The 24,908-nt window shown below is 66.7% G+C and carries 28 protein-coding genes and 1 tRNA gene; 16 read left to right on the forward strand and 13 right to left on the reverse strand.

Annotated features, from left to right (window positions below):
• Positions 1–2: 2 nt before the first annotated feature.
• From KGQ91_RS11865 to KGQ91_RS11900, 8 genes are all read right to left on the reverse strand, one after another.
• Entirely contained in the window at positions 3–266 is a 264-nt protein-coding gene (locus KGQ91_RS11865) for a hydrogenase maturation nickel metallochaperone HypA (RefSeq protein ID WP_224415003.1), read from the reverse strand.
• Positions 259–738 (reverse strand): hydrogenase maturation protease, encoded by a 480-nt coding sequence (locus KGQ91_RS11870; protein WP_224415002.1) that lies wholly within the window; start codon positions 736–738, stop codon positions 259–261. Before KGQ91_RS11870 ends, KGQ91_RS11865 begins: the two co-directional genes overlap by 8 nt.
• A 3-nt stretch (positions 739–741) precedes the next feature.
• On the reverse strand, positions 742–2,031 hold the full coding sequence (locus KGQ91_RS11875) for a Ni/Fe hydrogenase subunit alpha (RefSeq protein ID WP_224415001.1): 1,290 nt from the start codon (positions 2,029–2,031) through the stop codon (positions 742–744).
• The gene (locus KGQ91_RS11880; RefSeq protein ID WP_224415000.1) at positions 2,021–2,803 is read right to left on the reverse strand and encodes an NADH-quinone oxidoreductase subunit B family protein; all 783 of its coding nucleotides are present in this window, start codon (positions 2,801–2,803) and stop codon (positions 2,021–2,023) included. Before KGQ91_RS11880 ends, KGQ91_RS11875 begins: the two co-directional genes overlap by 11 nt.
• A 3-nt stretch (positions 2,804–2,806) precedes the next feature.
• The gene (locus KGQ91_RS11885; RefSeq protein ID WP_224414999.1) at positions 2,807–3,652 is read right to left on the reverse strand and encodes an FAD/NAD(P)-binding protein; all 846 of its coding nucleotides are present in this window, start codon (positions 3,650–3,652) and stop codon (positions 2,807–2,809) included.
• A complete protein-coding gene (locus tag KGQ91_RS11890; RefSeq protein WP_224414998.1) occupies positions 3,636–4,103 on the reverse strand; it encodes a cyclic nucleotide-binding domain-containing protein in 468 nt (155 codons plus the stop codon). Before KGQ91_RS11890 ends, KGQ91_RS11885 begins: the two co-directional genes overlap by 17 nt.
• Positions 4,100–5,224 (reverse strand): 4Fe-4S dicluster domain-containing protein, encoded by a 1,125-nt coding sequence (locus KGQ91_RS11895; RefSeq protein ID WP_224414997.1) that lies wholly within the window; start codon positions 5,222–5,224, stop codon positions 4,100–4,102. The genes KGQ91_RS11890 and KGQ91_RS11895 overlap by 4 nt, the downstream gene beginning before the upstream one ends.
• Positions 5,225–5,618: 394 nt before the next feature.
• Positions 5,619–5,695 (reverse strand) — tRNA-Pro (locus KGQ91_RS11900).
• A gap of 212 nt (positions 5,696–5,907) precedes the next feature.
• Between KGQ91_RS11900 and KGQ91_RS11905 the strand changes: the two genes are divergently transcribed.
• Together KGQ91_RS11905 and KGQ91_RS11910 are read left to right on the forward strand one after the other, a co-directional pair.
• Positions 5,908–6,270 (forward strand): CidA/LrgA family protein, encoded by a 363-nt coding sequence (locus KGQ91_RS11905; RefSeq protein ID WP_224414996.1) that lies wholly within the window; start codon positions 5,908–5,910, stop codon positions 6,268–6,270.
• Entirely contained in the window at positions 6,267–6,995 is a 729-nt protein-coding gene (locus tag KGQ91_RS11910) for an LrgB family protein (protein ID WP_224414995.1), read from the forward strand. The genes KGQ91_RS11905 and KGQ91_RS11910 overlap by 4 nt, the downstream gene beginning before the upstream one ends.
• 14 nt (positions 6,996–7,009) lie before the next feature.
• Here the strand turns inward: KGQ91_RS11910 and KGQ91_RS11915 are convergent, their stop codons facing one another.
• Complete coding sequence (locus KGQ91_RS11915) at positions 7,010–7,372, reverse strand: hypothetical protein (RefSeq protein ID WP_163648776.1); 363 nt, start codon at positions 7,370–7,372, stop codon at positions 7,010–7,012.
• 236 nt (positions 7,373–7,608) lie between these two features.
• Between KGQ91_RS11915 and KGQ91_RS11920 the strand changes: the two genes are divergently transcribed.
• From KGQ91_RS11920 to ihfA, 10 genes are all read left to right on the forward strand, one after another.
• Positions 7,609–8,076, forward strand: coding sequence for a DUF2489 domain-containing protein (locus KGQ91_RS11920; protein WP_163648774.1), 468 nt, complete (start codon positions 7,609–7,611; stop codon positions 8,074–8,076).
• Positions 8,077–8,102: 26 nt separating this feature from the next.
• Positions 8,103–9,248 (forward strand): amidohydrolase, encoded by a 1,146-nt coding sequence (locus tag KGQ91_RS11925; RefSeq protein ID WP_224414994.1) that lies wholly within the window; start codon positions 8,103–8,105, stop codon positions 9,246–9,248.
• A 253-nt stretch (positions 9,249–9,501) separates the two neighbouring features.
• The gene (locus KGQ91_RS11930) at positions 9,502–10,389 is read left to right on the forward strand and encodes an OmpA family protein (RefSeq protein WP_163648770.1); all 888 of its coding nucleotides are present in this window, start codon (positions 9,502–9,504) and stop codon (positions 10,387–10,389) included.
• Positions 10,390–10,697: 308 nt separating this feature from the next.
• The gene (gene thrS, locus KGQ91_RS11935; protein WP_163648768.1) at positions 10,698–12,596 is read left to right on the forward strand and encodes a threonine--tRNA ligase; all 1,899 of its coding nucleotides are present in this window, start codon (positions 10,698–10,700) and stop codon (positions 12,594–12,596) included.
• Positions 12,568–13,167 carry a translation initiation factor IF-3 gene (gene infC, locus KGQ91_RS11940; protein WP_455429763.1) on the forward strand — a complete coding sequence of 200 codons (600 nt, stop codon included), beginning with the start codon at positions 12,568–12,570 and terminating at the stop codon, positions 13,165–13,167. Before thrS ends, infC begins: the two co-directional genes overlap by 29 nt.
• Before the next feature lie 87 nt (positions 13,168–13,254).
• Positions 13,255–13,449: a 50S ribosomal protein L35 gene (rpmI, locus tag KGQ91_RS11945; protein ID WP_163648764.1), complete on the forward strand. Its 195-nt coding sequence runs from the start codon at positions 13,255–13,257 to the stop codon at positions 13,447–13,449.
• Between the two features lie 36 nt (positions 13,450–13,485).
• The gene (rplT, locus tag KGQ91_RS11950; RefSeq protein WP_129138398.1) at positions 13,486–13,839 is read left to right on the forward strand and encodes a 50S ribosomal protein L20; all 354 of its coding nucleotides are present in this window, start codon (positions 13,486–13,488) and stop codon (positions 13,837–13,839) included.
• Positions 13,840–13,972: 133 nt separating this feature from the next.
• Positions 13,973–14,992, forward strand: coding sequence for a phenylalanine--tRNA ligase subunit alpha (gene pheS / locus KGQ91_RS11955; RefSeq protein WP_163648762.1), 1,020 nt, complete (start codon positions 13,973–13,975; stop codon positions 14,990–14,992).
• 26 nt (positions 14,993–15,018) lie between these two features.
• Complete coding sequence (pheT, locus tag KGQ91_RS11960; RefSeq protein ID WP_224414993.1) at positions 15,019–17,403, forward strand: phenylalanine--tRNA ligase subunit beta; 2,385 nt, start codon at positions 15,019–15,021, stop codon at positions 17,401–17,403.
• 28 nt (positions 17,404–17,431) lie between these two features.
• Positions 17,432–17,734 carry an integration host factor subunit alpha gene (ihfA, locus tag KGQ91_RS11965; RefSeq protein WP_163648758.1) on the forward strand — a complete coding sequence of 101 codons (303 nt, stop codon included), beginning with the start codon at positions 17,432–17,434 and terminating at the stop codon, positions 17,732–17,734.
• 97 nt (positions 17,735–17,831) lie between these two features.
• Here the strand turns inward: ihfA and KGQ91_RS11970 are convergent, their stop codons facing one another.
• Positions 17,832–18,143 (reverse strand): SCP2 sterol-binding domain-containing protein, encoded by a 312-nt coding sequence (locus KGQ91_RS11970; RefSeq protein ID WP_163648756.1) that lies wholly within the window; start codon positions 18,141–18,143, stop codon positions 17,832–17,834.
• Between the two features lie 120 nt (positions 18,144–18,263).
• On the opposite strand from KGQ91_RS11970, the gene sohB reads away from it, so the two are divergent.
• The gene (gene sohB / locus KGQ91_RS11975) at positions 18,264–19,295 is read left to right on the forward strand and encodes a protease SohB (RefSeq protein WP_163648754.1); all 1,032 of its coding nucleotides are present in this window, start codon (positions 18,264–18,266) and stop codon (positions 19,293–19,295) included.
• A gap of 9 nt (positions 19,296–19,304) precedes the next feature.
• Here the strand turns inward: sohB and KGQ91_RS11980 are convergent, their stop codons facing one another.
• Positions 19,305–19,625 (reverse strand): ArsR/SmtB family transcription factor, encoded by a 321-nt coding sequence (locus KGQ91_RS11980; RefSeq protein ID WP_163648752.1) that lies wholly within the window; start codon positions 19,623–19,625, stop codon positions 19,305–19,307.
• 389 nt (positions 19,626–20,014) lie between these two features.
• On the opposite strand from KGQ91_RS11980, the gene KGQ91_RS11985 reads away from it, so the two are divergent.
• Positions 20,015–21,988, forward strand: a complete 1,974-nt coding sequence (locus KGQ91_RS11985) for a propionyl-CoA synthetase (RefSeq protein ID WP_276207481.1) — start codon at positions 20,015–20,017, stop codon at positions 21,986–21,988.
• 39 nt (positions 21,989–22,027) lie between these two features.
• Here KGQ91_RS11985 and KGQ91_RS11990 read toward each other — a convergent pair whose 3' ends face one another.
• Positions 22,028–22,234, reverse strand: a complete 207-nt coding sequence (locus KGQ91_RS11990; RefSeq protein ID WP_163648748.1) for a DUF2788 domain-containing protein — start codon at positions 22,232–22,234, stop codon at positions 22,028–22,030.
• A 121-nt stretch (positions 22,235–22,355) separates the two neighbouring features.
• Here KGQ91_RS11990 and KGQ91_RS11995 point away from each other — a divergent pair, with 121 nt between their 5' ends.
• Both KGQ91_RS11995 and KGQ91_RS12000 read left to right on the forward strand, forming a co-directional pair.
• Positions 22,356–22,820, forward strand: coding sequence for a flavodoxin (locus tag KGQ91_RS11995; RefSeq protein WP_163648747.1), 465 nt, complete (start codon positions 22,356–22,358; stop codon positions 22,818–22,820).
• Positions 22,821–22,830: 10 nt separating this feature from the next.
• The gene (locus KGQ91_RS12000; RefSeq protein WP_224414991.1) at positions 22,831–23,205 is read left to right on the forward strand and encodes a hypothetical protein; all 375 of its coding nucleotides are present in this window, start codon (positions 22,831–22,833) and stop codon (positions 23,203–23,205) included.
• A gap of 80 nt (positions 23,206–23,285) precedes the next feature.
• On the opposite strand, the gene ppnN is transcribed toward KGQ91_RS12000, so the two are convergent.
• Positions 23,286–24,650: a nucleotide 5'-monophosphate nucleosidase PpnN gene (gene ppnN / locus KGQ91_RS12005; RefSeq protein WP_263478954.1), complete on the reverse strand. Its 1,365-nt coding sequence runs from the start codon at positions 24,648–24,650 to the stop codon at positions 23,286–23,288.
• Between the last annotated feature and the right edge of the window lie 258 nt (positions 24,651–24,908).

Consider the following 24,908-nt stretch of genomic DNA (forward strand, 5'->3'; position numbering starts at 1 on the left):
GCTCAGACCTCCACCTCGACGGCCTCGAGTCGCAGGTCCTGGGCATGCGCGTGATGGGGGTCGGTGGACACCGCGATGTCGAGCCTCGCTCCATCGGCGATGGTGCCGGCCGCGGCCGCGTCGAAGTGCTCGATGAAATGGTCTTCCGACATGTGGCTGAGGGCGCCGAGCCACACCGACACGGCGACGACACGCCGGGCGCCCTCGGCCTCGGCGATCGCCTCGATGCGGTGTATCAGGTCGCGGATCAACGAGAGTTCATGCATCGCTGGCTGGCTCCTTTGCGTGGCCAGCGAGTTCCAGTCGCAGCCGCTCGCCGACTCGGGCGACCGCCTCGGCGACCACCGGCGACAGCGGTGCACCGGGTTCGAACCGCCGGCCCTCGATGGCGAAGACGACGCTCGGTGCGGGCAGTTGATCCAGCGCGCGGGCCAGTTCGATGGCGTCCGCCAGGCCCAGCCCATGCGTGGAGACCGTGAACATCGCCTGGGGCAACGGCTCGGCGGCCACGTCGAGGCGTCGGATCGTGCCTGCCGGCGCCCCGGAGACACAGGCGTCGACCAGATAGAGTGCCGACGCCTGCCCGAGCAGGGCGAGCAGCGACGTCGCCTCGCCGTCGTGAGTGATGACCTCCACGGGCGCCGGCAGCCTGCCGGCGAGCCACGCCGCCACCGCGAGCCCGGCGGCATCGTCGCCGCGCTCCGGGTTGCCGATACCGATGACGAGTGTTCGGTCCATGAGTCAGTCCCGGTCCAGTTCGAGTCGCAGGAAGTGGGTGGCACAGGAGATGCAGGGATCGTAGTTGCGCACCGTCTGCTCGCAGCGATGGCGCAGCTCGTCGTCCGGCAGGCCGAGGAAGCCCTCCACATACTCGGCCAGGTCCGCCTCGATGCTGGCCTGGTTCTGGGAGGTGGGCGGGACGATCCGCGCCTCGGCGATGGTGCCGTCGGCCGCGAGCCGGTAGCGGTGGTAGAGCAGGCCGCGCGGCGCTTCGGTGGCGCCATGGCCGATGCCGGCGCACGGGGTGACGGCGACGGCCGGCCGCTCGGGTTCCTGGTAGGCGTCGATGAGGCGCAGCGCCTCGTCGCAGGCGAAGAGGACCTCCACCGCGCGCACCACGATGCTCTGGAAAGGGTTGCGGCAGACCGGCCCCAGCCCGGCCTCGCGCGCGGCCTGTTGCACGGCGGACGGCAGGCGATCGAAGTTGAGCGCGTAACGTGCCAGCGGCCCGACCAGATAGCTCGTGCCGTCGACCAGGCGCGACTGCAGCGCCGTCGAGCGCGCCACCTGATGCTCCACGAAATGCGCCTCGTACTGGTCGGCGGCGATGTCGAGGCCGCGACTGGAGGCGATGCGACCCTGGTTGAAGGGGTATTCCTCGGGGTGCGCGAGCGCGACGAAGGTGTAGTCGCGCTCGCGGTCGGGAAAATCGAAGCCGGCCACCCAGTCAAGCGTCTCGGCGGCCAGTTCCCGTGCCCGCTTCAGCGTCTCCGCAAGCCCGGCCAGCTCGCGCCGACGCGGCACGCAATAGAAGCCGCCGACGCGGACATTGATCGGATGGATCTCGCGCCCGCCGAGCAGTGTCATGATGTCGTTGCCGGCCTTCTTGAGGGCCAGCCCGCGGCGGACGGCCTCGCCGTGATCGCGCGCCATGTCGATCGCCCCGGCGTAGCCGAGGAAGTCCGGCGCATGCAGCAGGTAGATATGCAGGGCGTGACTCTCGATCCATTCCCCGCAGTAGAGCAGGCGTCTCAGCTCGCGCAGCGGCCCGTCCACGGTGACGCCCAGGGCGTTTTCCATCGCGTGGACGGCGCTCATCTGGTAGGCGACGGGGCAGATGCCGCAGATCCGTGCGGTGATGTCCGGCGCCTCGGCAAAGTCGCGGCCACGCAGCAGCGCCTCGAAGAAGCGCGGCGGCTCGAAGATGCTCAGCTCGGCCGAGCGGACCTTGCCACCTCGCACGACCACGCTGAATGACCCCTCGCCCTCGACGCGGGCCAGGTAGCCGACCTTGATCGTCTTACGGGTCATGGCGGTCGCTCTCCTCGCGAAACGCCGGTGCCCCGGCGTTGAAGGTACGGTAGACGCGTCGCCGGTCCCGGGCATCCATGCCGAGCGCCTCGAGCGCCGGGTCGAGCGAGACGGTGTTGGGGGTCTCCTGCGGGCCATAGCAGCCGTAGCAGCCGCGATGATAGGCCGGGCAGAGGGCCCCGCAGCCGGCATGGGTCACCGGACCCAGGCACGGCGTGCCGTGGGCCACCATCACGCAGACGTTGCCCCTGAGCTTGCAGTCGAGGCACACGCTGTGGGCCGGCGTCACCGGCCGGCGGCCGGCGAGGAAGGCGGTGATCACCTCGAGCAGCTGGTGCTTGGCGATCGGACAGCCGCGCAGCTCGAAGTCGACCGACACGTGGTCGGCGATCGGCGTGGAGGTCGCCAGGGTCGCGATGTAGTCCGGCCGCGCGTAGACCACGGCGGCGTATTCCCGGACGTCCGCGAAGTTGCGCAGGCCCTGGATGCCGCCCGCCGTGGCGCAGGCGCCGATGGTGACGAGATGAGCGGAGCGTCGCCGCACCTCGCGGATCCGCTCGGCATCGTGCGGCGTGGTGATGGAGCCCTCAACCAGCGACAGGTCATAGCGGCCGCGGAGCTGCCCGCGCGTGGCCTCGGGGAAGTAGGCGATCTCCACGGCGCCCGCGAGGCCCAGGAACTCGTCCTCGCAATCGAGCAGGGTGAGCTGGCAGCCATCGCAGGAGGCGAACTTCCAGACGGCGAGGCGCGGCGTTGCGCGGCGGTTGGCCATGGGTCACAGCTCCTTGAGGCCGAGCAGGCCGCCGAGCCGGTCGTGGCACAAGACCGGGCCGTCGCGGCAGACGAAGACGGGGCCGAACTGGCAATGACCGCACAGGCCCACGGCGCATTTCATGTTGCGTTCCAGGGAAAGATGGATCGCCGCGTCGCCGAGCCCCGCCTCCTTCAGCGCGGCGATGGTGAAGCGCATCATGACCTCGGGACCGCAGACGAACGCCAGGGTGTTCGCGGGGTCGAGCGCCAGGCCGGGGATCAGCCGGGTCACGACCCCCACATGGCCGGTCCAGTCCGACGGTGCATGATCGACCGTCACCCCGATGCGGATATCGTGGCGTCGTTGCCAGGCCGCCAGTTCACGACGGAACAGGATCTCGTCGGGGCTGCGGGTGCCGTAGAGCAGGGCGATGGTGCCGTAACGCTGGCGCTCGGCCAGCAGCCGATAGAGCGCCGGTCGCAGCGGCGCCAGGCCGAGCCCGCCGGCGATCAGCACCACGTCGTGCCCGTGGGCCGCCGCCATCGGCCAGCCGCTGCCGAAGGGGCCGCGCAGGCCGAGGGCGTCGCCGGGCGCCAGGCGCGCCAGGGCGCTCGAGACCGGCCCCACGGCACGGATCGTGTGGACCCGCCGGTTCGTGTCGGCGGGATCCCCGCTCAAGCTGATCGGCACCTCGCCGACGCCGAAGGCGGTCAGCATGTTGAACTGGCCGGGCTGGAAGGCTGTGGCGTCGTCCGCCGCGATGTCGAGCGTGACCGTCCGCGGGGCGTCGCGGCGCCGCTTCAGGACCCGCACGACGCGTGGCGTCAGCGGATCGCCCGGCGGCGCGCGGTCAGGACGGGCTGCCATAGACATCGAGCATCTGCCGCTGGGTGCCGTGCAGGCGTTCGATCAGGATCGGCACGACGCGCTTCATCACCTCGAAGCCCAGGTCATGGTCCTGCTCGCATTTCCGGCGCAGGCAGACGGCATCCATGGCGATCGCCCGGACGGGTTCCAGCGCCCGGGCGTCGTAGGCCCAGCGGTAGGGCGGGACGAGCCAGGAGAGACCGACGAGTTCGCCGGCATCGAGGGTCCGGAACACGATCGCGCCTTGCCCCGGTGTCGGGGTTTCCAGGGCGACGCGGCCCTGGCGCAGCAGGAAGAGCCGGTCGGCCGCCTCCCCCTCGTGAAAGAGATAGTCGCACGCCCTGAAGCGGACATTCGTCGCGCAGCCGCAGACCAGCTGGCAGAACGCCTCGTCGAGGCCGGCGAAGAGGGGATGCGCGCGGATGATGGGCTCCAGCCCGACGCGGGTCATGTCGGCGCCCCGTCACGGGTCTCGCGGATGGCGCGTACCTCCTCGGTGATGTCGATGCCGACTGGGCACCAGGTGATGCAGCGTCCGCAACCCACGCAGCCGGAGGTGCCGAACTGGTCGTGCCAGGTCGCCAGCTTGTGGGTCATCCACTGGCGGTAGCGGGCGCGGCCGCTGGCACGCACGCTGCCGCCGTGAAGGTAGGAGAAATCCATCGTGAAGCAGGAATCCCAGTGCCGCGAGCGCGACGTCTCGGTGCCCGTCAGGTCGCTGGAATCCGCCTCGCTGGTGCAGAAGCAGGTGGGGCAGACCATGGTGCAGTTGCCGCAGGTCAGGCAGCGCGAGGCCACGTCGTCCCAGCGCGGGTGTTCGAGGTTGGCCAGCAGCAGCTCGCGGACGTCGCCGGCCGCCATCTCGCGGCCCATCGAGGCGGCAGTGGCGGCGAGGAGCGCCTCGGCGGCGGCGATCTCCGCATCGCTGGCCGGGCTGGCCGGCAGTTCGGCCAGCACCTCGCGACCCTCGGGCGTGCCCGCCTCGACCAGGAAGCGGTGCTCGCCGTCGCCGACGAGCTCGGTCAGCACCAGGTCGAAGCCGTGTTGCGCCTGCGGTCCGGTGTCCATGGAGGCGCAGAAGCAGGTGCCGCCGGCCTCGGCGCAGTTGACGGCGACGATGAAGTTGTCCCGCCGACGGGCCTGGTAATGGCCGTCGCGATAGTCGCCGCCGAGCAGGACGCGATCCTGGATGGCGATGGCGTGCAGCTCGCAGGCACGGACACCCAGCAGGGCGACGCGGGTCGCCTCGGCCGGCTCGGCGACCACGATGATCTCGTCGTCCTCGTGGCGGGCTCGCCACAGGCGCTGCACGGGCGGATGCAGGAAACGCTTCCAGGAGTGCGGCCCCACCGCGTAGCCGAACAGGGCGGCGTCGCGGCGCCGGGTCAGCCGGTAGTGGCCGGCCTCCTGCTCGTCGGTCCAGCCGGCCGGCAGGTCGTCCAGGGTGTGGATGTCGTCGTAGACGATGGCCTGATCGTGCAGCGTCGGGCCGATGACGCGGTAGCCGCGTGCCCGAAGGGCATCGAGCAGCGCCTGGAGCCCGTCGGTGGTCAAGCGTTGGCAGTCTGGCATCCCGCGGCGCACTCCCCATGGGCATGTTGGCCATTGGCACTCTGGCGACATGCCGGGCCGGTGACATGCAGGAAAGCCTAGTCGGCGATGGGCCGGTCGGCCTTGATGAACATCAAGCGAAGGGAGGCGTGCAGGGTTATCCTGGATTCTGCCCGGCCTGGCGGCGGACATTCCGTGAGCGAGCAACGGGTTGCGCTGAGCCGAGATGGCACGCGGCGATCCGCTTTCTCACCTGACATGAAGATTCGTGACGGGACACGGCAGGCCCATGCCCATGCCCATGCCGTGTTTCAGGCTGCTGGAGCCATGGGGAGTCTGGAAATGTTCAGTCGGCAGGAAAATGAAAAACCGCCACCCGGCATGACCCGTAAGTGGCGGTTTTCATTAATCTTTTTGGTCGGAGCGACTGGATTCGAACCAGCGACCTCTGCAACCCCATTGCAGCGCGCTACCAAGCTGCGCCACGCTCCGATCCTGTCTCGTCAGGGACTCAAGCCCCATCGGGCTTGCCTGCGAACGAGGCATATATTACGGATTTTTCGGCGGGGTGCAAGTGCCAATTTGCACTTGGCATTCAGTCGGTTGGGTGTCTGCGAAAGGCCTGGCGGGTATGAGCGCGATAAATGCGACTTTCGTAGTATAGTTGCGAGTCGTGACACAACGACATGCAAGGGGAACAGGCCATGCCACTGATCATGGGAATGAGTGTTTTGCTGGGTTGCCAGTTCATCGGGGAATTGCTGGTGCGGGCCCTGTCGGTCCCGGTGCCGGGCCCGGTGATGGGCATGGTGGTACTGCTGATCGGTCTGATGATCCGTGGCCGCGTTCCCGACGCCCTGCGGCTGGCGGGAGAGGGGCTGCTGCGCTATCTGACGCTGCTGTTCGTGCCGGCGGGGGTGGGCATCATGGTGCACTTCGGCCTGATCGGCGCGGATATCTGGGTACTGCTGGTGACGCTGGTGGTATCCACCGCGCTGACCATCGCGGTGACGGCCAAGGTGCTCGATAGCCTGGCTCGGCGGCGTTCGGGCGGGGAGGAGGCATGAGTCTGGCGAGTCTCGATCAGCTCTGGGTCTATCTTTCCGGCAATCCGCTGGTCTCGCTGCTGGCGACCCTGATCGCCTTCTACCTGGCGACGCACGTCAACCGTCTGCTGGGGCGTTCGCCCTTCGCGCATCCGGTGCTGGTGGCCATCGCGCTGCTGATTGCCTTTCTTCTGTTCACCGGCATCGATTACGCGACCTATTTCGAGGGGGCGCAGTTCATTCATTTCCTGCTGGGGCCGGCCACGGTGGCGCTGGCGATCCCGCTCTTCGATCATCGCGAGCGGGTGCGTCGCCTGTTGCTGCCGCTGTTGATCGCCTGCCTGTCCGGCATCATCACGGCGGTGAGCTCGACGCTGGGTCTGGCCTTGCTGCTCGGGGCACAGAAGCCGGTGCTGCTGTCGCTGGCGCCGCGCTCCGTGACGTCGCCGATCGCCATGGGGATCGCCGAGCAGATCGGCGGCATTCCCTCGCTGGCTGCCGCGCTGGTGCTGCTGACCGGCTCCGTGGGGTGCGCCCTGGGGCCGTGGATCCTGCGGCTGTTGCGCATCGAGGACCCCAGCGTCAAGGGCTTCACCATGGGGCTGGCGGCCCACGGGTTCGGAACGGCACACTGCTTCGCCTCGATGGGGGCAATGGCCGGTGCCTTTGCCGGGCTGGCGATGGGGCTGACCGGCATGCTCACGGCCTTCATCCTGCCGTTGATCGTGCAGCTTTTCGGGCTGTGACGCCTCGGGCGTGACTAGATCTCGTCCCAGATGCGTTCACGCAGGTCGTGCGAGAGCTCGCTGACCTTGTGGAAGCGCTGCATGGCCGCATCCGCGACGTTCAGGGCGGCTTCCTGATAGCAGCTGGACAGCTCGGCGGGCGTCGGCGTTTCCTGGTTGCACAAGCAACGCGAGACCTTCTCGCCCGAGCTGGCCACCACCTTGAGGAATTCCGCTTCGTGCTGCATGGCTTCGCCGAGCGCCTGCAGCCAGACCAGTTGCATCCGGGCAAGCGGAGTCGAGGTCTCCAGCCACTGCTGCATCCACCATGTCGTCAGTGATGCGCTGTCCTCGAGGGCCGCAGCCGCCGGACGCTTGCGGGTCTTTGAATCCGCCATGGAGAACTCTCCTGTGGGTGGCTGAAACTGGGCTTGAGTATAGATGCTGAAGCGGGAGATGAAGACGGCATGCGACGTGACGACGCCCGAATACTGACCGGTGTCATGAGTGGGAAAGCCACTGGCGTTGAAGAGCCTGCCGGCTGGTGTCCTGTTGGCATGTGGCGACGGTTGGGTCGGCCGTCAGGGCGACGTATACTGCGCGGATTTTGCGGCAAAGAGTTAGCGAGGATTGCATGAGTGTCACCACGGCCTGGATGTTGCTGCTGGCCGGCCTGGTTCTGGTTGCCGGGCTGGCAGGCTATGCGTTTTTCCTCTGGCGTGAGGTGGGGCGTCGTCGTCGCTTTCGCGAGGACGAGGTGCGGCGGGCCAACCGCAACTGCCTGGAGAGCCTCGATGCCATCGCCCGCGCCATGCTGGCCGAGCAGGTGAACCTGACCGAGGGCAGCTGGCGCTGCAAGGTGCTGCTGGAGATCATCGATCCACAACTGCTGGAGCGCGATGCCTTTCGGCCCTTCGGCGAAGTCCACCGGCGCACGTCGCACCTGCGTACCCATTCGGCGCGACGCGAGCTGGCACCGCGCGAGCGCATGCGCGAGGATCGCGAGCGGCTGACGGTGGAGTCGGAGCTGCGCCAGGAGGTGCTCGCCGCGGCCCAGGCCGTGCTGGATTTCAAGCAGCGCTGGCCGGCCAGTCTGCATTGATTGCCCCCTTCAACAGGAGTCCTGCCATGTCCCCGTCATTGCTGGATACGCCGCTGAGCGAGATTCGCCACGCCCTGCATGCGCACCCCGAGCTGTCGGGTGACGAGAGGCGCACCGCCGAGCAGGTGGCCCTCTGGCTGGAAGAGGCCGGGGCGGATAGCGTGCTGCGCCACCTGGGCGGGCACGGCGTGGCCGGCGTGTTCTGGGGCGCGGCTCCGGGGCCGCGGGTGATGCTGCGTGCCGAGCTCGATGCGCTGCCGATTCGCGAGCAGGGAGAGCGTTCCTGGCGCTCGTGCCACGAGGCCGTGGCCCACAGCTGCGGTCATGATGGACACATGAGTGCCCTGCTGGGGGTCGCGCAGCAGCTGGCTCGGCGACGTCCGGCCAGAGGCGAGGTGGTGCTGCTGTTCCAGCCCTCGGAAGAAACCGGCGACGGGGCCGGACGCATCGTCGACTCGGCCGCCTTCGAGACAATCCGGCCGGACCATGTCTATGCCATGCACAATCTGCCCGGTCGGCCGCTGGGCGAGGTTTCGGTGCGCCCCGGGGCGTTCAGCTGCGCCTCCCGGGGGCTGGTCGTGCGGCTCAACGGCCTGTGTTCGCATGCCGCTCATCCGGAACTGGGGCGCAGCCCGGCGATGGCCATGTGCCGCATCCTCCAGGGACTCAAGCGCCTTCCGCTGCAGCTGCCCGACGATCACGGGCTGGTCATGGTCACGTTGATCCATGCGCGTCTGGGCGAGGTGGCCTTCGGCACGTCGCCGGGGCAGGCGGAGGTCATGGCGACCCTGAGGACCGCCAGCGACGACATGATGCGGGCGCTGGCCGAGGCGGCGGTCTCCCTGGTGCAGGCCGAGGCGGAGGAGGATCAGCTGGGTGTCGAGATCGACTGGTGTGACGTGTTCGCGGCCACCGTCAATGCCCCCTCGGCCGTGTCGGTGATCGAGATGGCGGCCCGGCAGGCGGGGGAGTCGGTGGTCCGCCTGGAGACGGCGCATCGCTGGTCGGAGGATTTCGGCGTGCTGGCGGCGAGTGGCGAGGGGGCCATGTTCACGCTGGGCAGCGGCGAGCAGTGCCCGCCCTTGCACCATCCGGCGTATGATTTTCCTGATGTCCTGATTGAGCGGGCCGTCACTCTTTTCACCGGGATTGTCGCTCATCATCTGGATTGAGCGGCCCGAGCGGGCGGTGTTTGCATCGGCCATGACCATGCGTCACGATGATGGCTGCTATTCTTGTTGAGAAATTGTCGTTGATAGCGGCAAGGGAAAAGAGGGGGCACTGGCCGACTTTCTGGTGCTGTGCTTTCTTTTCAGGGGAATGCGTCAACTGGATCAGCGCATCCCCGGACTTGGGTTCGCGGTGTTTGGAACCCGCCAAGTAACGACACGTTACGCTGAGCGCTGTGTTAAGAAGGAGTCTTACATGAAGAAATCAACGACTGGCTTGCTGCTTGGTTCCGCCCTGGTGATCGGTTTGTCGGGCTGTGCCAGCTCCGGCTCCCAGTCCATGGGCGACAGTCAGAAGGATGCGTGGTATCAGTCTCCGTTCGTCTGCGGCCTGGCCGGCGGGCTGATCGGCGGCGGCATCGGCTATGCGTCCAGCAGCGATGCCGACGAGGAAGATGGTGCAGCCATCGGTAGCGTGGCAGGTGCCACTGCCGGCGCTCTCCTGTGTGCCGATTACGGCAGCCAGGCAACCGACAGCGACGGTGATGGCGTGCCCGACGAGCGCGACCAGTGCCCCAACACGCCGGCCGGCGTGGCCGTGGATGCCGACGGCTGCCCGCTGGACACCGACGGTGACGGCGTGCCGGATTACAAGGACGAGTGTCCGGGAACCCCGGCCGGTGTCGAGGTCAATGCCTCCGGCTGCCCGCTGGATTCCGACGGTGACGGTGTGCCCGACTACATGGATCAGTGCCCCGACACCCCGGCGGGTGCCGACGTCAACGCGCTGGGCTGCGAAGCCGATGTGGTCCTGAAGGATGTCAACTTCGAGTTCGACTCCGCGCGCCTTACCTCTCAGGCCGAATCGATCCTGGACGGCGTGGCCGAGAAGTTGGCCAGCAACCCCGGCGTGCGGGTGCGTCTCGAGGGCTATACCGATTCCATCGGCAGCGCGGCCTACAACAAGGACCTGTCTCAGCGTCGTGCGAACTCCGTCAAGGATTACCTGACCTCTCAGGGCATCGCGGCGGATCGCATGAAGGCCATCGGCTACGGTGAATCGCAGCCGATCGCCACCAACGACACCCCGGCAGGGCGCGCCAAGAACCGTCGCGTCGAGCTGGGCGAGTGGAAGCAGCAGTAAGAGCCCGGGTCATCGCGCCGGTTGCCGGCGCGTGACACGCCAGAGGGGCGCTTCGGCGCCCCTTTTTGCTGTCTGGCATCCGGCCTGCAGCCCGGGTGTGCCCGGCCGGGGTGGACGCTCGGCATGGCGGCTGCTACTGTCGTGGCCCTTCCGGGTGCTGCCCCCGGCACTGTCCTCATGCCGTGCCACCAGCAGGAGGCCGCGGCCATGATGGCCGGAGGCGGCGACCCGGGTATCGCGACCTACACTGACCAACTCCGCGACATGTGATCCCTGGTATGGATCACCACTGCGCTCAAGGATGCCTGATGCCCATCGTGACTCTTCCGGACGGCAGCCAACGCTCGTTCGACGCCCCCCTCACCGTGATGCAGCTCGCCGAGTCGATCGGCCCGGGTCTGGCCAAGGCCTGCGTGGCCGGCAAGATCGATGGCGTGCCGGTCGATGCCGCCGACCTGATCGACCATGATGCCGAGGTGGCGATCCTGACCGCCCGCGACCCCGAGGGGCTGGAGGTCATTCGTCACTCCTGTGCCCACCTGATCGGTCATGCGGTCAAGCAGCTTTATCCGGATGCCAAGATGGCGATCGGCCCGGTGATCGATGACGGCTTCTATTACGACATCGACTTCGGCCGCTCGGCGACGCCCGAGGATCTCGAGGCGATCGAGAAGCGCATGAAGCAGCTGATCGACAGGGACTACGACGTGGTCCGTGAATATGTCGATCGTGATCGGGCCATGTTGACCTTCCTGCATCGCGACGAGCCCTACAAGCAGGAGATCGTGCGCGGGATCCCGGAAGGCGAGACGATCCGGCTCTATCATCACGAAGAGTACACGGACATGTGCCGTGGTCCGCACGTGCCCAACACGCGGCATCTCAAGGCCTTCAAGCTGACCAAGCTGGCCGGTGCCTACTGGCGAGGCGATGCCAGCAAGCCGATGCTGACGCGTATCTACGGCACGGCCTGGCCCGACAAGAAACAGCTCAAGGCCTATCTCAAGCGCCTCGAGGAAGCCGAGAAGCGTGACCATCGCAAGCTCGCCAAGAAGATGGATCTCTTCCACCTGCAGGAAGAGGCGCCGGGCATGGTCTTCTGGCACCCCAACGGCTGGACCATGTACCAGGCGCTCGAGCAGTACATGCGTCGCGTGCAGATCGAGAACGGCTATCAGGAGATCAAAACGCCGCAGGTGGTGGACCTGTCGCTGTGGAAGAAGTCCGGCCACTGGGGGCACTATTCGGAGCTGATGTTCGCCACCGAGTCCGAGAAGCGCGAATATGCAGTCAAGCCGATGAACTGCCCGTGCCACGTCCAGGTCTTCAACCAGGGGCTGAAAAGCTACCGGGACCTGCCGCTGCGCCTGGCGGAGTTCGGCAGCTGTCACCGCAACGAGCCGTCGGGCTCCCTGCACGGCCTGATGCGGGTACGAGGCTTCACTCAGGACGATGCCCATATCTTCTGTACCGAGTCGCAGATCCAGGCCGAGGCGGAGGCGTTCATCGCGCTGACGCTCAAGGTCTACCGGGATCTGGGCTTCGAGGATGTCGAACTCAAGCTGTCGACGCGTCCGGACTCCTTCGTCGGCGAGATCGAGGACTGGGAGCGGGCCGAGAAGGGGCTTGCCGAGGCGCTCAATGCCTCCGGGCTCGAGTGGGAGCTGCTGCCCGGAGAAGGGGCCTTCTACGGACCCAAGATCGAGTTTTCCCTGCGCGACTGCCTCAACCGCGTCTGGCAGTGCGGCACGCTGCAGCTCGACTTCAACCTGCCTGGCCGCCTGGGCGCCCAGTACGTCGACGAGGACGGCTCGCGCAAGACACCGGTGATGCTCCACCGTGCGATCCTCGGTTCCTTCGAGCGTTTCCTGGGAATCCTCATCGAGCACTACGCCGGCGCCATGCCGTTGTGGCTGGCACCGCAGCAGGCCGTCGTGCTGACCATCACCGACGCGCAGCGCGATTACGCGCTTGCCGTGGCGCAGCGCTTGCAGAAAATCGGTCTGCGCGTCAAGGCGGACTTGAGGAACGAGAAGATCGGCTTTAAAATCCGTGAGCATACGCTGCAGAAAATCCCCTACCTGCTGGTCGTGGGGGACAAGGAAATTGAATCGGATTCAGTCGCCGTTCGTACCCGTAGTGGTGAGGACCTGGGCAGCATCAGGGTCGATGACCTGATTGCCCGCCTCGAGGCAGAGCGGGGCTGACGACAACGTTAACCTGAACGGAGACGTAACGATCAAGCGGAACAATCAGCGCGGGCGTCCACAAGACAAGCGCCCTCCCATGAACGACCGCATCCGTGAAGACGAAGTGCGGTTGATCGATAGCGACGGTGAGCAGGTCGGTGTGGTGCCGACCCGCGAAGCGCTCGAGCGCGCCGAAGAGGCCGGCATGGATCTCGTGCAGATTTCCAATGCCGACCCCATCGTCTGTAAAATCATGGATTACGGTAAATTCCTCTTCGAGCAGAAGAAGCAGAAGTCGGCTCAGAAGAAGAAGACCAAGCAGATCCAGGTCAAGGAAGTCAAGTTCCGGCCTGGTACCGACGAGGGCGATTATCAGGTCAAGCTCAAGAACCTGACTCGCTTTCTCGAAGGGGGTGACAAGGGTAAGGTCACCCTGCGATTCCGGGGGCGCGAGATGGCACACCAGGACATCGGCCGCAAGCTGATGGAACGGATTGCTGCCGATCTCGAGGAACTGGCCAGTGTGGAGTCCTTCCCCAAGATGGAAGGTCGCCAGATGGTCATGATTCTGGCTCCCAAGAAGAAGTGATCCGAGGGCAGTTGAACGGGTGGTCGTGCGGCAAGCGCGGCCATCGGCCACGGATTTTCTAAAGAAACCCGAGCGGAGACTTTCTCCATGCCGAAGATCAAGAGCAACAGTGGCGCGGCCAAGCGCTTCAAGAAGACGGCCAACGGCTTCAAGCACAAGCAGTCGTTCCGCAGCCACATCCTGACCAAGAAGTCCACCAAGCGTAAGCGTCAGCTGCGCGGCATGAAGCAGATCCATGACGCCGACAAGGCACTGGTTCGCCGCATGCTGCCCAACCTGTAACGCCTTGGTCGAATTCACTAACGTCAGGAGATTGCCATGACTCGCGTCAAGCGTGGCGTCGTAGCACGCCGCCGTCACAAGAAAATCATGAAGCAGGCCAAGGGCTACTACGGTGCCCGGTCTCGCGTGTTCCGTGTCGCCAAGCAGGCGGTCATCAAGGCAGGCCAGTACGCCTACCGCGACCGTCGTCAGCGCAAGCGCCAGTTCCGTGCGCTGTGGATCTCGCGGATCAACGCCGCGGCCCGTCAGAACGGCCTGTCCTACAGCCGCTTCATCGCCGGCCTGAAGAAGTCCGGCATCGAGATCGACCGCAAGGTCCTGGCCGATCTCGCCGTTCACGAAAAGGCTGCCTTTGCCGCTATCGTCGAGAAGGCCAAGGCTGCCCAGTAAGCGAGATGACCACCGGTAGCCTGTGGGTTGCCGGTCGTGCATCGTGAACGTCACAGGGGAAGAGCAGCCGCTCTTCCCCTGTTTTTTTGGACCCGCATTCCGGGATCCCTGACTCAGAATCGGAGCGTAACGGATGGAGCATCTATCCACTCTGGTCAACGAGGCTCGCCAGGCCATCCAGGCTGCCGAGACAGTCGCAGCGCTGGATGAGGTCCGGGTACGTTATCTGGGCAAGAAGGGCGAGATCACCGCCTTGCTCAAGGGCCTGGGCAAGTTGCCGGCCGAGGAACGCCCCCAGGCCGGCGAACAGATCAACCAGGCCAAGCAGGCGCTCAACGCCGACCTCGAGACACGCCGCCGGGCGCTCGAGCAGGCCGCGCTGGAGGCCCGTCTGGCCGAGGAGCGTGTCGATGTCACGCTGCCGGGACGTGGCTCGGCGACGGGTGGCCTGCACCCCGTGACGCGCACGCTGGAGCGCATCGAGGGCCTGTTCACGCATATCGGTTTCGACGTGGCCGTCGGCCCCGAGATCGAGGACGACTACCACAACTTCGAGGCGCTCAACATTCCGGCGCATCACCCCGCACGCGGCATGGCCGATACCTTCTACTTCGATGCCGGCCGCCTGCTGCGCACCCACACCTCGCCGGTGCAGGTGCGGACCATGGAAACCCAGGCGCCGCCGATCCGCATCGTGTGCCCCGGGCGGGTCTACCGCAGCGATTCCGACCTGACCCACACGCCGATGTTCCACCAGGTCGAGGGGCTGCTGGTCGACGAGGACGTGAGCTTCGCGGACCTCAAGGGCACCATCGAGGGCTTCCTGCACGCCTTCTTCGAGCGCGACGACCTGTCGGTGCGCTTCCGGCCGTCGTACTTCCCGTTCACCGAGCCTTCCGCGGAAGTGGACATCCAGTGCGTGATGTGCAGTGGCGAAGGGTGCCGGGTCTGCTCGCACAGCGGCTGGCTCGAGGTCATGGGCTGCGGCATGGTGCACCCGGAAGTGTTCCGCCACTCCGGCATCGACAGCGAGCGCTACAAGGGCTTCGCCTTCGGCATGGGCGCCGAGCGCCTGGCCATGCTGCGCTATGGCGTGAACGATCTGCGGCTGTTCTTCGAGAATGATCTGCGCTTTCTGCGCCAGTTCGCCTGAGCGACACAAGGAGACGGGATCTCAAGATGAAATTTTCCGAACAATGGCTGCGTGAGTGGGTGTCGCCGGCCCTGTCGACCCAGGCGCTGGCCGACCAGATCACCATGGCCGGGCTCGAGGTGGATGCCGTCGAGCCCGTGGCGAGCGACTTCAGCGGGGTCGTGATCGCCGAGGTCATCAGCCGCGAGCCGCATCCTGATGCCGACAAGCTGAACGTCTGTCGTGTCGACGATGGCTCCGGGGAACCGGTTCAGGTGGTCTGCGGCGCGCCCAACGTCGCCGCCGGCCAGAAGGTGCCGTTCGCCCGGGTCGGCGCAGTGCTGCCGGGCGACTTCAAGATCCGGAAGGCCAAGCTGCGGGGCGTCGAGTCGCGCGGCATGATCTGCTCGGCCTCCGAGTTGGGACTGGAAGAGGAAACCTCCCCGGGGATTCTCGAGCTGCCGCCGTCCGCGCCGGCCGGCGACGATTTCCGGGCCTGGCTGTCGCTCGACGACCACACCATCGAGATCGACCTGACGCCCAACCGTGGCGACTGCCTGAGCCTCAAGGGCGTGGCGCGGGAGGTTGGCGTGCTCAACCGCATGGCCGTCGAATCGCCGGCGATCGCCGAGCAGCCGGCCGTCTGCGAGGATACCTTCCCGGTCGCGGTCAGCGCCCCCGAGGCGTGTCCGCGCTATGTCGGTCGGGTGGTGCGCGGGGTCGACGTCGGCGCGGAAACGCCGCTGTGGATGGTCGAGCGCCTGCGCCGCAGCGGGGTGCGCTCGATCAACGTCATCGTCGACATCACCAACTACGTGATGCTCGAGCTGGGGCAGCCGATGCACGCCTTCGATCTGGCCGAGCTGGTCCGGACGATCGAGGTGCGTCATGCCCACGACGGGGAGACCCTGGTACTGCTCGATGGTCAGGAGATCGCGCTGCGTCCCGATACCCTGGTGATCGCCGATGCCGACAAGCCGCTGGCCATGGCCGGCATCATGGGCGGCGAGCACTCCGGCGTGAACGGGGCGACGCGCGACGTCTTCCTCGAGTCGGCCTTCTTCACGCCGCTGGCGGTGGCCGGTCAGGCGCGCTCCTACGGGCTGCACACCGATTCCTCGCACCGCTTCGAGCGGGGGGTCGATCCGGCACTGACCTGGCAGGCGATCGAGCGCGCCACCGAGCTGCTGACCCGCATCGCCGGCGGTCGCCCCGGCCCGGTCAGCGAGACGGCAAGCCCCGATCACCTGCCCGCCGCGCGCCGGGTGCGCCTGCGTGCCGAGCGGATCGAACAGTGCCTGAACCTGGCGCTGCCCGGCGAGGAGGTCGTCGAGATCCTCGATCGGCTGGGCATGCCGGCGGTGGTCGAGGCACTGGGCGCCTGGCAGGTCAGCGTGCCCAGCTGGCGCTTCGACGTGAGCATCGAGGAGGACCTGATCGAGGAGCTGGCGCGCATTCACGGCTACAATCGCCTGCCGGCACGGCGCCCGCCGGTGCGGTTGGGGCTGAGCGCCGACAACGAAGCACGGCAGCCGCTGGCACGCCTGCGGCGTCAGCTGGTGGCCCGTGACTTCCAGGAAGCCATCACCTACAGCTTCGTAGCGCCCGACCTGCAGGGCATGCTGGCCCCCGATGCCGTGGCGCCGCGCCTGGCCAACCCCATCTCCAGCGACATGGCGGTGATGCGGGCGAGCCTGTTTCCGGGGCTGGTCAAGGCGCTGATGCACAACCTCAATCGCCAGCAGAGCCGGGTGCGCTTGTTCGAGGCGGGGCTGGTCTTTCGCGGCGAGCTCGATTCGCTCGAGCAGGTACCCATGCTGGGAGCGCTGGTCGCCGGCCCGCGCAGCCCCGAGGGGTGGGCAGGCGGCCGGGACACGGTGGATTTCTTCGATCTCAAGGGCGATCTGGAAAGCCTCTTCGCCCTGAGTGGCAGTGCAGACGACTGGCGCTTCGAGCCGGCGACCCACCCGGCGCTGCATCCGGGGCAGACGGCACGCATCCTGCGTGACGGCCGCCCGGTCGGCTGGCTGGGTGCGCTGCATCCCGGGGTTCGCCATGAGCTGGGCATCCGGGCCGAGGTCTTCGTGTTCGAGGTCGAGCAGGCGGCGTTGCTCGAGGGGCGGCTGCCGATCTTCGCGCCGCTGTCGCGCTTCCCCGAGGTGCGCCGCGATTTGGCGCTGGTGGTGGAGGCGACGGTACCGGTTCAGGCGCTGCTCGACACGCTGCGCGAGCAGGCCGGCGAATGGCTGACCGACCTGCACCTGTTCGATGTCTATCACGGCAGGGGCGTGGCCGAAGGCCACAAGAGTCTGGCCCTGGGCTTGACCTGGCAGCATCCTTCGCGCACGCTGAATGACGAGGAAATCAATCAGTTAGTCGAGGCGATCGTTGCCGAGTCGAAGCATCGCTTCGGGGCCGAGTTGCGCGGCTGATGTCGTCATCCTGCACGAGGGAGTGATCATGGGGGCGTTGACCAAGGCGGAGTTGGCCGAACATCTGCATGCCGAGCTGGGCGTGTCCAAGCGTGAAGCCAAGTCGATGGTGGAAGCGTTCTTCGAGGAGATCCGCGGTTGCCTGCGCGAGAACGAGCAGGTCAAGCTGTCGGGATTCGGCAACTTCGATCTGCGCGACAAGCGCGAGCGCCCCGGCCGCAACCCCAAGACGGGCGAGGAGATTCCCATTTCGGCACGTCGTGTGGTCACCTTCCGCCCGGGGCAGAAGCTCAAGGCGCGGGTCGAGAGCTACGATGGCCCCCATGACTGAGGCTCCCGTGACTGAGCGAGTGCCGGTCTGACGAGACGCAAACAAAGGGCCCCACCTTGACGGTGGGGCCCTTTGCGTAGCGAACGCCGTAATGCGCTCAGGGGAACAGATGGGACAGTCGAGTGGCCAGCATGATGTTGCCCGTGGCCTTGAGCCGCCCGGACATGAAGGCCTGCATGCCGCTGAGCTCACCGCTCATCACCCCCTTGAGCGTCGCGCTGTCGGTACTCAGCGTGACGGAGGGGTCGTCGTGTTCTCCCGACTGGATGTCCAGCGTGCCGTCCTGAACGGTCAGATAATAATCGTCGGCATCGCTGATGTGGAATTGAAAGGTTTCGTCCATGCCCCGGGCGGCCTGGGGATCGAAGCGGGACCGTAGCATGTCGATGACGCGAGAGGCGTTGCTCATGAAGACTTCCTGATCTGGGCAATGACGTTCCCGTAGCGTATTTAAAACAGATGTTTGAATCAAGCGTGCCGTTGCGGGAGATATTCCGGAGCGGGATGCCTGCCAGAGGAGGTGTGGAGCGTGACGGAGTGGATTGCACACTATGGCCTGTTCCTGGCCAAGATGGCGACGCTGGCGGTGCTGGTGCTGGCCGTCCTGGCGGTCACCTTCCGCCGGCGTGGCGGCGACTCGGATCGTACACGGCTGCGGGTCGAGGAGTGGAATGCGCGCTATCGCGCCCGGCGGCGTCAGTTGCACCTGGCGACCCTCGACAGGAAGGCACGCCGGGCGGCACACAAGGCCTTCAGGCGCGAGGACAAGTCGCGTCACAGGGCGTCGCCCCGGGCCACAGCCGAGCGCGTCTGGGTCATCGACTTCCATGGCGACATCAAGGCGTCCGGGACGCAGCGGCTGGCCGAAGAGGTGTCACTGCTGCTGGACGCCGCCGAGCAGGGCGATGAAGTGGTCGTGCGCCTGGAGTCCGGCGGCGGGCTGGTGCATGCCTACGGCCTGGCTGCCGCCGAGCTTGACCGCCTGCGCGATGCCGGATTGCGCACTACCGTCTGTGTCGACAAGGTGGCCGCGAGCGGCGGCTACATGATGGCGTGCTGCGCCGACCGGCTGCAGGCGGCGCCGTTCGCGGTGCTGGGCTCGATCGGTGTGGTGGCCCAGCTGCCCAACCTGCACCGTCTGCTCAAGCGCCACGATATCGATGTCGAGCTGCTGACCGCCGGGCGCTACAAGCGCACCCTGACCGTGTTCGGCGAGAATACCGAGGAAGGGCGCGAGAAGTTCGTCGAGGACCTGGAGAACACGCACGCACTGTTCAAGGCCTTCGTGGCCGAGCGGCGCCCGGCGCTGGATATCGAGGCCATTGCCACCGGTGAAATCTGGTACGGGCGCCAGGCCGTGGAGAACGGACTGATCGACGCCGTCATCACCAGCGAGGCCTACCTGCTCGAGCGCATGCGCGAGGCACGGGTCTTCCATGTCGCCCTCGAGCAGCGTCGCGGTCTGGCCGAGCGGTTGGGGGCGGGCGTTTCGCAGGGCGTCGAGCGTGGGGTCCAGCGGCTCTATGAAGTGCTGGAGGCGAGCCGCTGGCAACGACGCTGACCGGCGGCGTCAGCGGCCGGGGAACAACCCGGCCAGGGTCTCCACCAGGGCACGAGCGTGATGGCCGTGCAACGAATAGTAGATGGTCTGGGAGGCACGTCGTGTGCTGACCAGCCCCTCTCGACGCAGGATGGCCAGGTGCTGGGACAGCGCCGATTGGCTCAATGCCAGGCGCTTGTTGAGTTCCGAGACCGACAGCTCGGTGTCATCGAGCAGGCACAGGATACGCAGCCGGTTCTCGTTGGCCATGGCCTTCAGCAGGTTGGTAGCGTCGGTGATCGCCGTACTGTCGGGATCAAGCAGCCGGGCGGCTGACTGACGAGTGCTCATTGGGGATCTCCTGGGATAACGGGTCACGCGTGCTGCGCGTGGTTCGGGCCACGTTTGTCGCTTGTTGTTGTCGGCGGCATCTTCGGGCGGTGCATTGTGCTTTCGCGGCAGGCTCGACGGCGGGATGATCCCTCGAGGCGCTTGTGCCCGGCAGCGGCGCATCTGCCTTCATTACTGATTTAGTGAATTGTCATTCACGCTGCAAATGTCCGACAGGCATTGATTTAACGGAAAATCATCGGAGGAGGCTGAGGAGACACTATCGGCCTGACAACTTGTCGACAAGATTGTCGTGACAATCGGCCCGGCGATGAAGTTTCCGGCAATCCTGGCCGGTTTTAGTCGATGGTATGAAGGTAAACGCTGGAGACTGTTCTAGAGTGTCAACAATCGGCAGACATTCCCGGTCTGTCGAGCCACACCAATTCTCTCGACACGGCAGGAACTTCATGAGCGCGTATCAGGCCGAATACCAGCGATCGATCGAACAACCGGAAGCCTTCTGGGCGGAGCAGGCGCAGCGGATTCCGTGGTTCACGCCTCCCGAACGCGTTCTCGAACACGACGAGCACGGGCATGCCCGCTGGTACGGGGATGGCATCCTCAATACCTGCCATGTGGCCATCGATCATCATGTCGAGAACGGGCGGGGCGAGCAGCCGGCGATCCACTGGGATTCACCGGTCAGCCAGTCGCGACGGACGCTGACCTATCGCGAACTGCGTGACGAGGTCGCGCGGTTTGCCGGGGCGTTGCGTGACCTGGGGGTCGAGAAGGGCGACCGGGTGGTGATCTACATGCCGATGGTGCCGGAGGCGCTGGTCGCCATGTACGCCTGTGCCCGACTGGGTGCGGTGCACTCGGTGGTCTTCGGCGGCTTTGCGCCGCACGAACTGGCGGTGCGCATCGACGACGCGCAGCCCCGGGTGGTCGTGGCCGCTTCCTGCGGCATCGAGTTCGAGCGGGTCGTGCCCTACAAGCCGATTCTCGATGCCGCGCTGGCGCAGAGTACGCACCGGCCGGACGCCTGCGTGATTCTTCAGCGTCCGTCGCTGCCCGCCGAGCTGGGGGCAACCGATCACGACTGGGCGGATGTGGCGGCAAGGGCGCAGCCGGCACCCTGCGTGCCCGTGGCGGCCACCGATCCGCTCTATATCCTCTACACCTCCGGGACCACGGGCAAGCCCAAGGGCGTGGTGCGCGATCACGGCGGCCATGCCGTGGCGCTGCACTACTCGATGGAACGCGTCTACGGCATGACGCCCGGTGAGGTGTTCTTTTCCGCGTCCGACGTGGGCTGGGTCGTGGGGCACTCCTATATCGTCTATGCGCCGCTGATCTATGGCTGCACGACCCTGGTCTACGAGGGCAAGCCGGTACGCACCCCCGACGCGGGTGCCTTCTGGCGGTTGATCGAGACCTATCGGGTCAACGTCTTCTTCACGGCGCCGACGGCCTTCCGGGCGATCAAGAAGGAGGATCCGGACGGCCGGCATCTGCCGCAGTACGATATCAGCAGCCTGCGGACGCTGTTCCTGGCCGGCGAGCGGCTCGATCCGCCGACCTTCTACTGGCTGGAAGGGCTGCTCGATGTGCCGGTGATCGATCACTGGTGGCAGACCGAGACCGGCTGGCCGATCGCCGCCAACCTGCAGGGACTCGAGCCGATGCCGACCAAGGCGGGCTCGGCGACCATGCCGGTGCCGGGCTACGCCGTGGCGGTGCTGGACCCCCACGGTGAGCCCGCGGCCCCCAACGAGCAGGGCAGCGTGGTGATTCGCGAGCCGATGCCGCCCGGCTGTCTGGCAGGCATCTGGCGGGATCCGCAACGGTTCCAGCGTGCCTACCTGTCCACCTTCGCGGGCTGTTACCTGACCGGCGACGGTGGCTACTTCGATGAGGAGGGCTATCTGTTCATCATGGGTCGCACCGACGATGTCATCAATGTCGCCGGGCATCGCCTGTCCACCGGTGAGATGGAAGAGGTGGTCGGCGAGCATCCGGCGGTGGCCGAGTGTGCAGTCATCGGGATCCAGGACCCGATAAAGGGTCAGGTGCCGATCGCGCTGGTGATCCCCAAGGATGGCTACGACGGCGACGACGAGGCGCTGGAGGCGGCCCTGAGCGAACGCGTGCGCGAGCGCATCGGCGCCATCGCCAGTCTGCGTCAGGTGCTGGTGGTGTCGCGCCTGCCCAAGACCCGCTCCGGCAAGATCCTGCGCAAGCTGCTGCGCAATATCGCCGACGGCGAGCGCTATGGCGTGCCCTCGACCATCGATCATCCGGCGAGCCTGCAGGACGTGCACGAGACGATGGTCGCCCGCGAGGTGGGGCAGGCCAGCCAGGCGCGTCCCGCGGATTGAGTCGCATGGCGCGGGCTGGCCGCCGGGCGGTCGTGCCCGCTACGGGCCGACGCCCTCGATCAGCCCGGCGATCACCGTCTTGACGAGAAAGGCGCCCAGGCCGGCTCCCAGGACCACGAACAGCATCACGGTCCCCAGCCGGCCGGCCCGCGAACGGCGGGCCAGATCCCAGATGATGAACCCCATGAACAGCATCAGGCCGCCGATCATCACCGGCGTGATCCAGGCTTCGACGATGCGGGTCATGCCTGTCCTCCAGCGCGCAAATCGCCAGTATAACGAGCCGTCGACGGACGCGCAGGCCGCCCTGCCGTCGATGCCGGATTCATGCTAGTATCCGAGCAAATTTCTCAAGCAAGTCGCGGACATGCCTACGCTGAAGATCTTTGTCGGGACCGTGTACGGCGGTGCCCTGGATGTTGCCGAACAGGTCAAGCCCCTTTTCGAGGATGCCGGTTACAGTGTCACCGTGCTGGAGCAGCCGACGCTGGAGGATCTGGTGGAGCCGCTGCCCGATCTGGCGCTGTTCTGCGTGTCCACCACCGGCAGCGGCGATCTGCCCGGCAACCTGACGCCATTCGCCCGGGCGTTGCAGGAGCGTCACCCGGCACTGACCGAGCTGCGTTATGGCCTGATTGCGCTGGGCGACAGCTCCTACGGTGACACCTACTGCGGCGGCGGTCGGCGGCTCGATGCGCTGCTCGAGGAACACGGTGCCCGGCGTCTCGGCGAGCGCCTGGAGGTGGATGCCATGGAAACCTTCATGGCCGATGACGAGGCGCTGCCCTGGGCCGAGCGCTGGATCGACGAGCAGGGACTGCGCCAGGCCTGAGGAGGGCATCGTGAAGCAACGGGTGATGACGCCGGAGCGTGTCAGTGTACTGGTGGGTGTGGCGATCGCCATGCTGGCCAATCTGCCGCGTTACGTGACGGCGGCGGGGCAGTCCGAACGTGCCATGCTGCTGGGCGTGGCACTGGGCGTGGTGGCCCTCGTGGCCCTGCTGTCGTGGCGGCTGCTCGATGCCTCCTCTCGGCAGCGTCTGCCGGGGCTGTTTCGGCGGCTGGGCGTCGCACTGGCGGCGGGACTGATCGCGGTGGCCGTGCTGCAGTGGAGCCAGGGCGGCCTCCAGCGCTGGCTGTGGCTGTCGCACGGCACCACGCTGGGTCTGCTGGGTTATGCCATCCTCGTGGGCTGGCGCCGGCGCGCGCGCGCCTGACACGCAGCGCCACGCCGTCATGCAGTGCCCCGGCCGGTCGGCCGGGGCACTGTCGTCTTCAGGGGCGCGTCACGCGGCGGTCAGGTCAGGGTATAGCAGGGGACATAGTTGCTGCCCGGCAGCTTCATGCGGCCCTGGGCGACGAAGGAGCCCAGCAGCGCATCCAGGCGCTGCATCAGGGTCTCCTCGGCGTGCAGACGGAACGGCCCGCGCGCCTCGATCGCCCGGATCCCGGGCTCCTTGACGTTGCCGGCGACGATGCCCGAGAAGGCACGGCGCAGGTTGGCGGCCAGCTCGTGGACGGGTTGCTGGCGATGCAGGGCGAGCGCCGCCATGGCCTCGTGGGTGGGCTCGAAGGGCTGCTGGAAGGCCGGCTGCACGTTCAGGCGCCAGTTGAAGTAGAAGGCGTCGTGATGGGCCCGGCGGAACTCGGTGACTTCGTCGATGCCCTCGCGCATGGCGCGGGCCACGCCCACCGGGTCGTCGATCAGGATCCGGTAGCGCCGGCCGACGGCCTCGCCCAGGGTGTAGCGCAGGAACTCGTCGATGCGCTTGAAGTAGTCGGCGGCGCTCGAGGGGCCGGTCAGGATCACCGGGAAGGGCGTGTCGGCGTTGGCCGGATGCAGCAGGATGCCCAGCAGGTAGAGGATCTCTTCGGCGGTGCCCACGCCGCCGGGGAACACGATGATGCCGTGCCCGACCCGCACGAAGGCCTCGAGGCGTTTCTCGATGTCGGGCATCACCACCAGCTCGTTGACGATGGGGTTGGGCGATTCGGCCGCGATGATGCCGGGCTCGGAGATACCCAGGTAGCGGCCCTGGCGGCGGCGCTGCTTGGCATGCGCCACGTTGGCGCCCTTCATCGGCCCCTTCATGGCCCCCGGGCCGCAGCCGGTGCAGATGTCTAGGTCCCGTAGGCCCAGGTGGTAGCCCACGTCCTTGGTATAGTCGTACTCTTCGCGCGAGATGGAGTGCCCGCCCCAGCAGACCACCAGGCTGGGTTCCCGCGATGACTTGAGAGCGCCGGCGTTACGCAGGATATGAAAGACGGCGTTGGTGGTGCCTTCGCCGGTGGACAGGTCGAAGCGCGGCTGCTGCTGAATCTCATTGTAGACGTAGACGATGTCGCGCAGGACTGCCGAGAGATGCTCGCGGATGCCGCGGATCATGCGCCCGTCGACGAAGGCGTCGGCCGGGGCGTTGATCAGGCGCAGGCGAATGCCGCGATCCTGCTGCAGGACCTCGATGTCGAAGTCGTGGAAGGCCTCCATGACCGCCAGCCCGTCATCGGTGATCGAGCCGCAGTTGAGCACCGCCAGGGCGCAGCGCCGCAGCAAATCGTGCAGGCCGTTGGCGGACGTGTCGCGCAGCCGATTGACCTCCTGCTGCGAGAGGACCTCGAGACTGCCTTCGGGGGAGATCGTGGTGGAGATTGTTTCGGGCATTGAAGGGTCCTTGTCATGCCATCGTCAAGCATCGTGCCTTGCCGGCGCCAGCGGCGACTCGAGTCGCGCAGCGGGCTCGCGCTGGTGTCCCCGCGGGCCGGGCGTGGGGGCGTGTCCTGAAGGGCAGGCCTCCGACATCGATGCTAACACGCCGCCGGATTCCCCGCAGCGCTGCGGGCGGCGCGCATTTTTGATAAGCTTTTCCGGCATCCCGGTCGACGGCATCCCGGTCGAATCCGGCGGTGACGAATGGCGTCG

The sequence above is a fragment of the Modicisalibacter tunisiensis genome (assembly GCF_020148005.1).
Lineage (GTDB): Bacteria > Pseudomonadota > Gammaproteobacteria > Pseudomonadales > Halomonadaceae > Modicisalibacter > Modicisalibacter tunisiensis.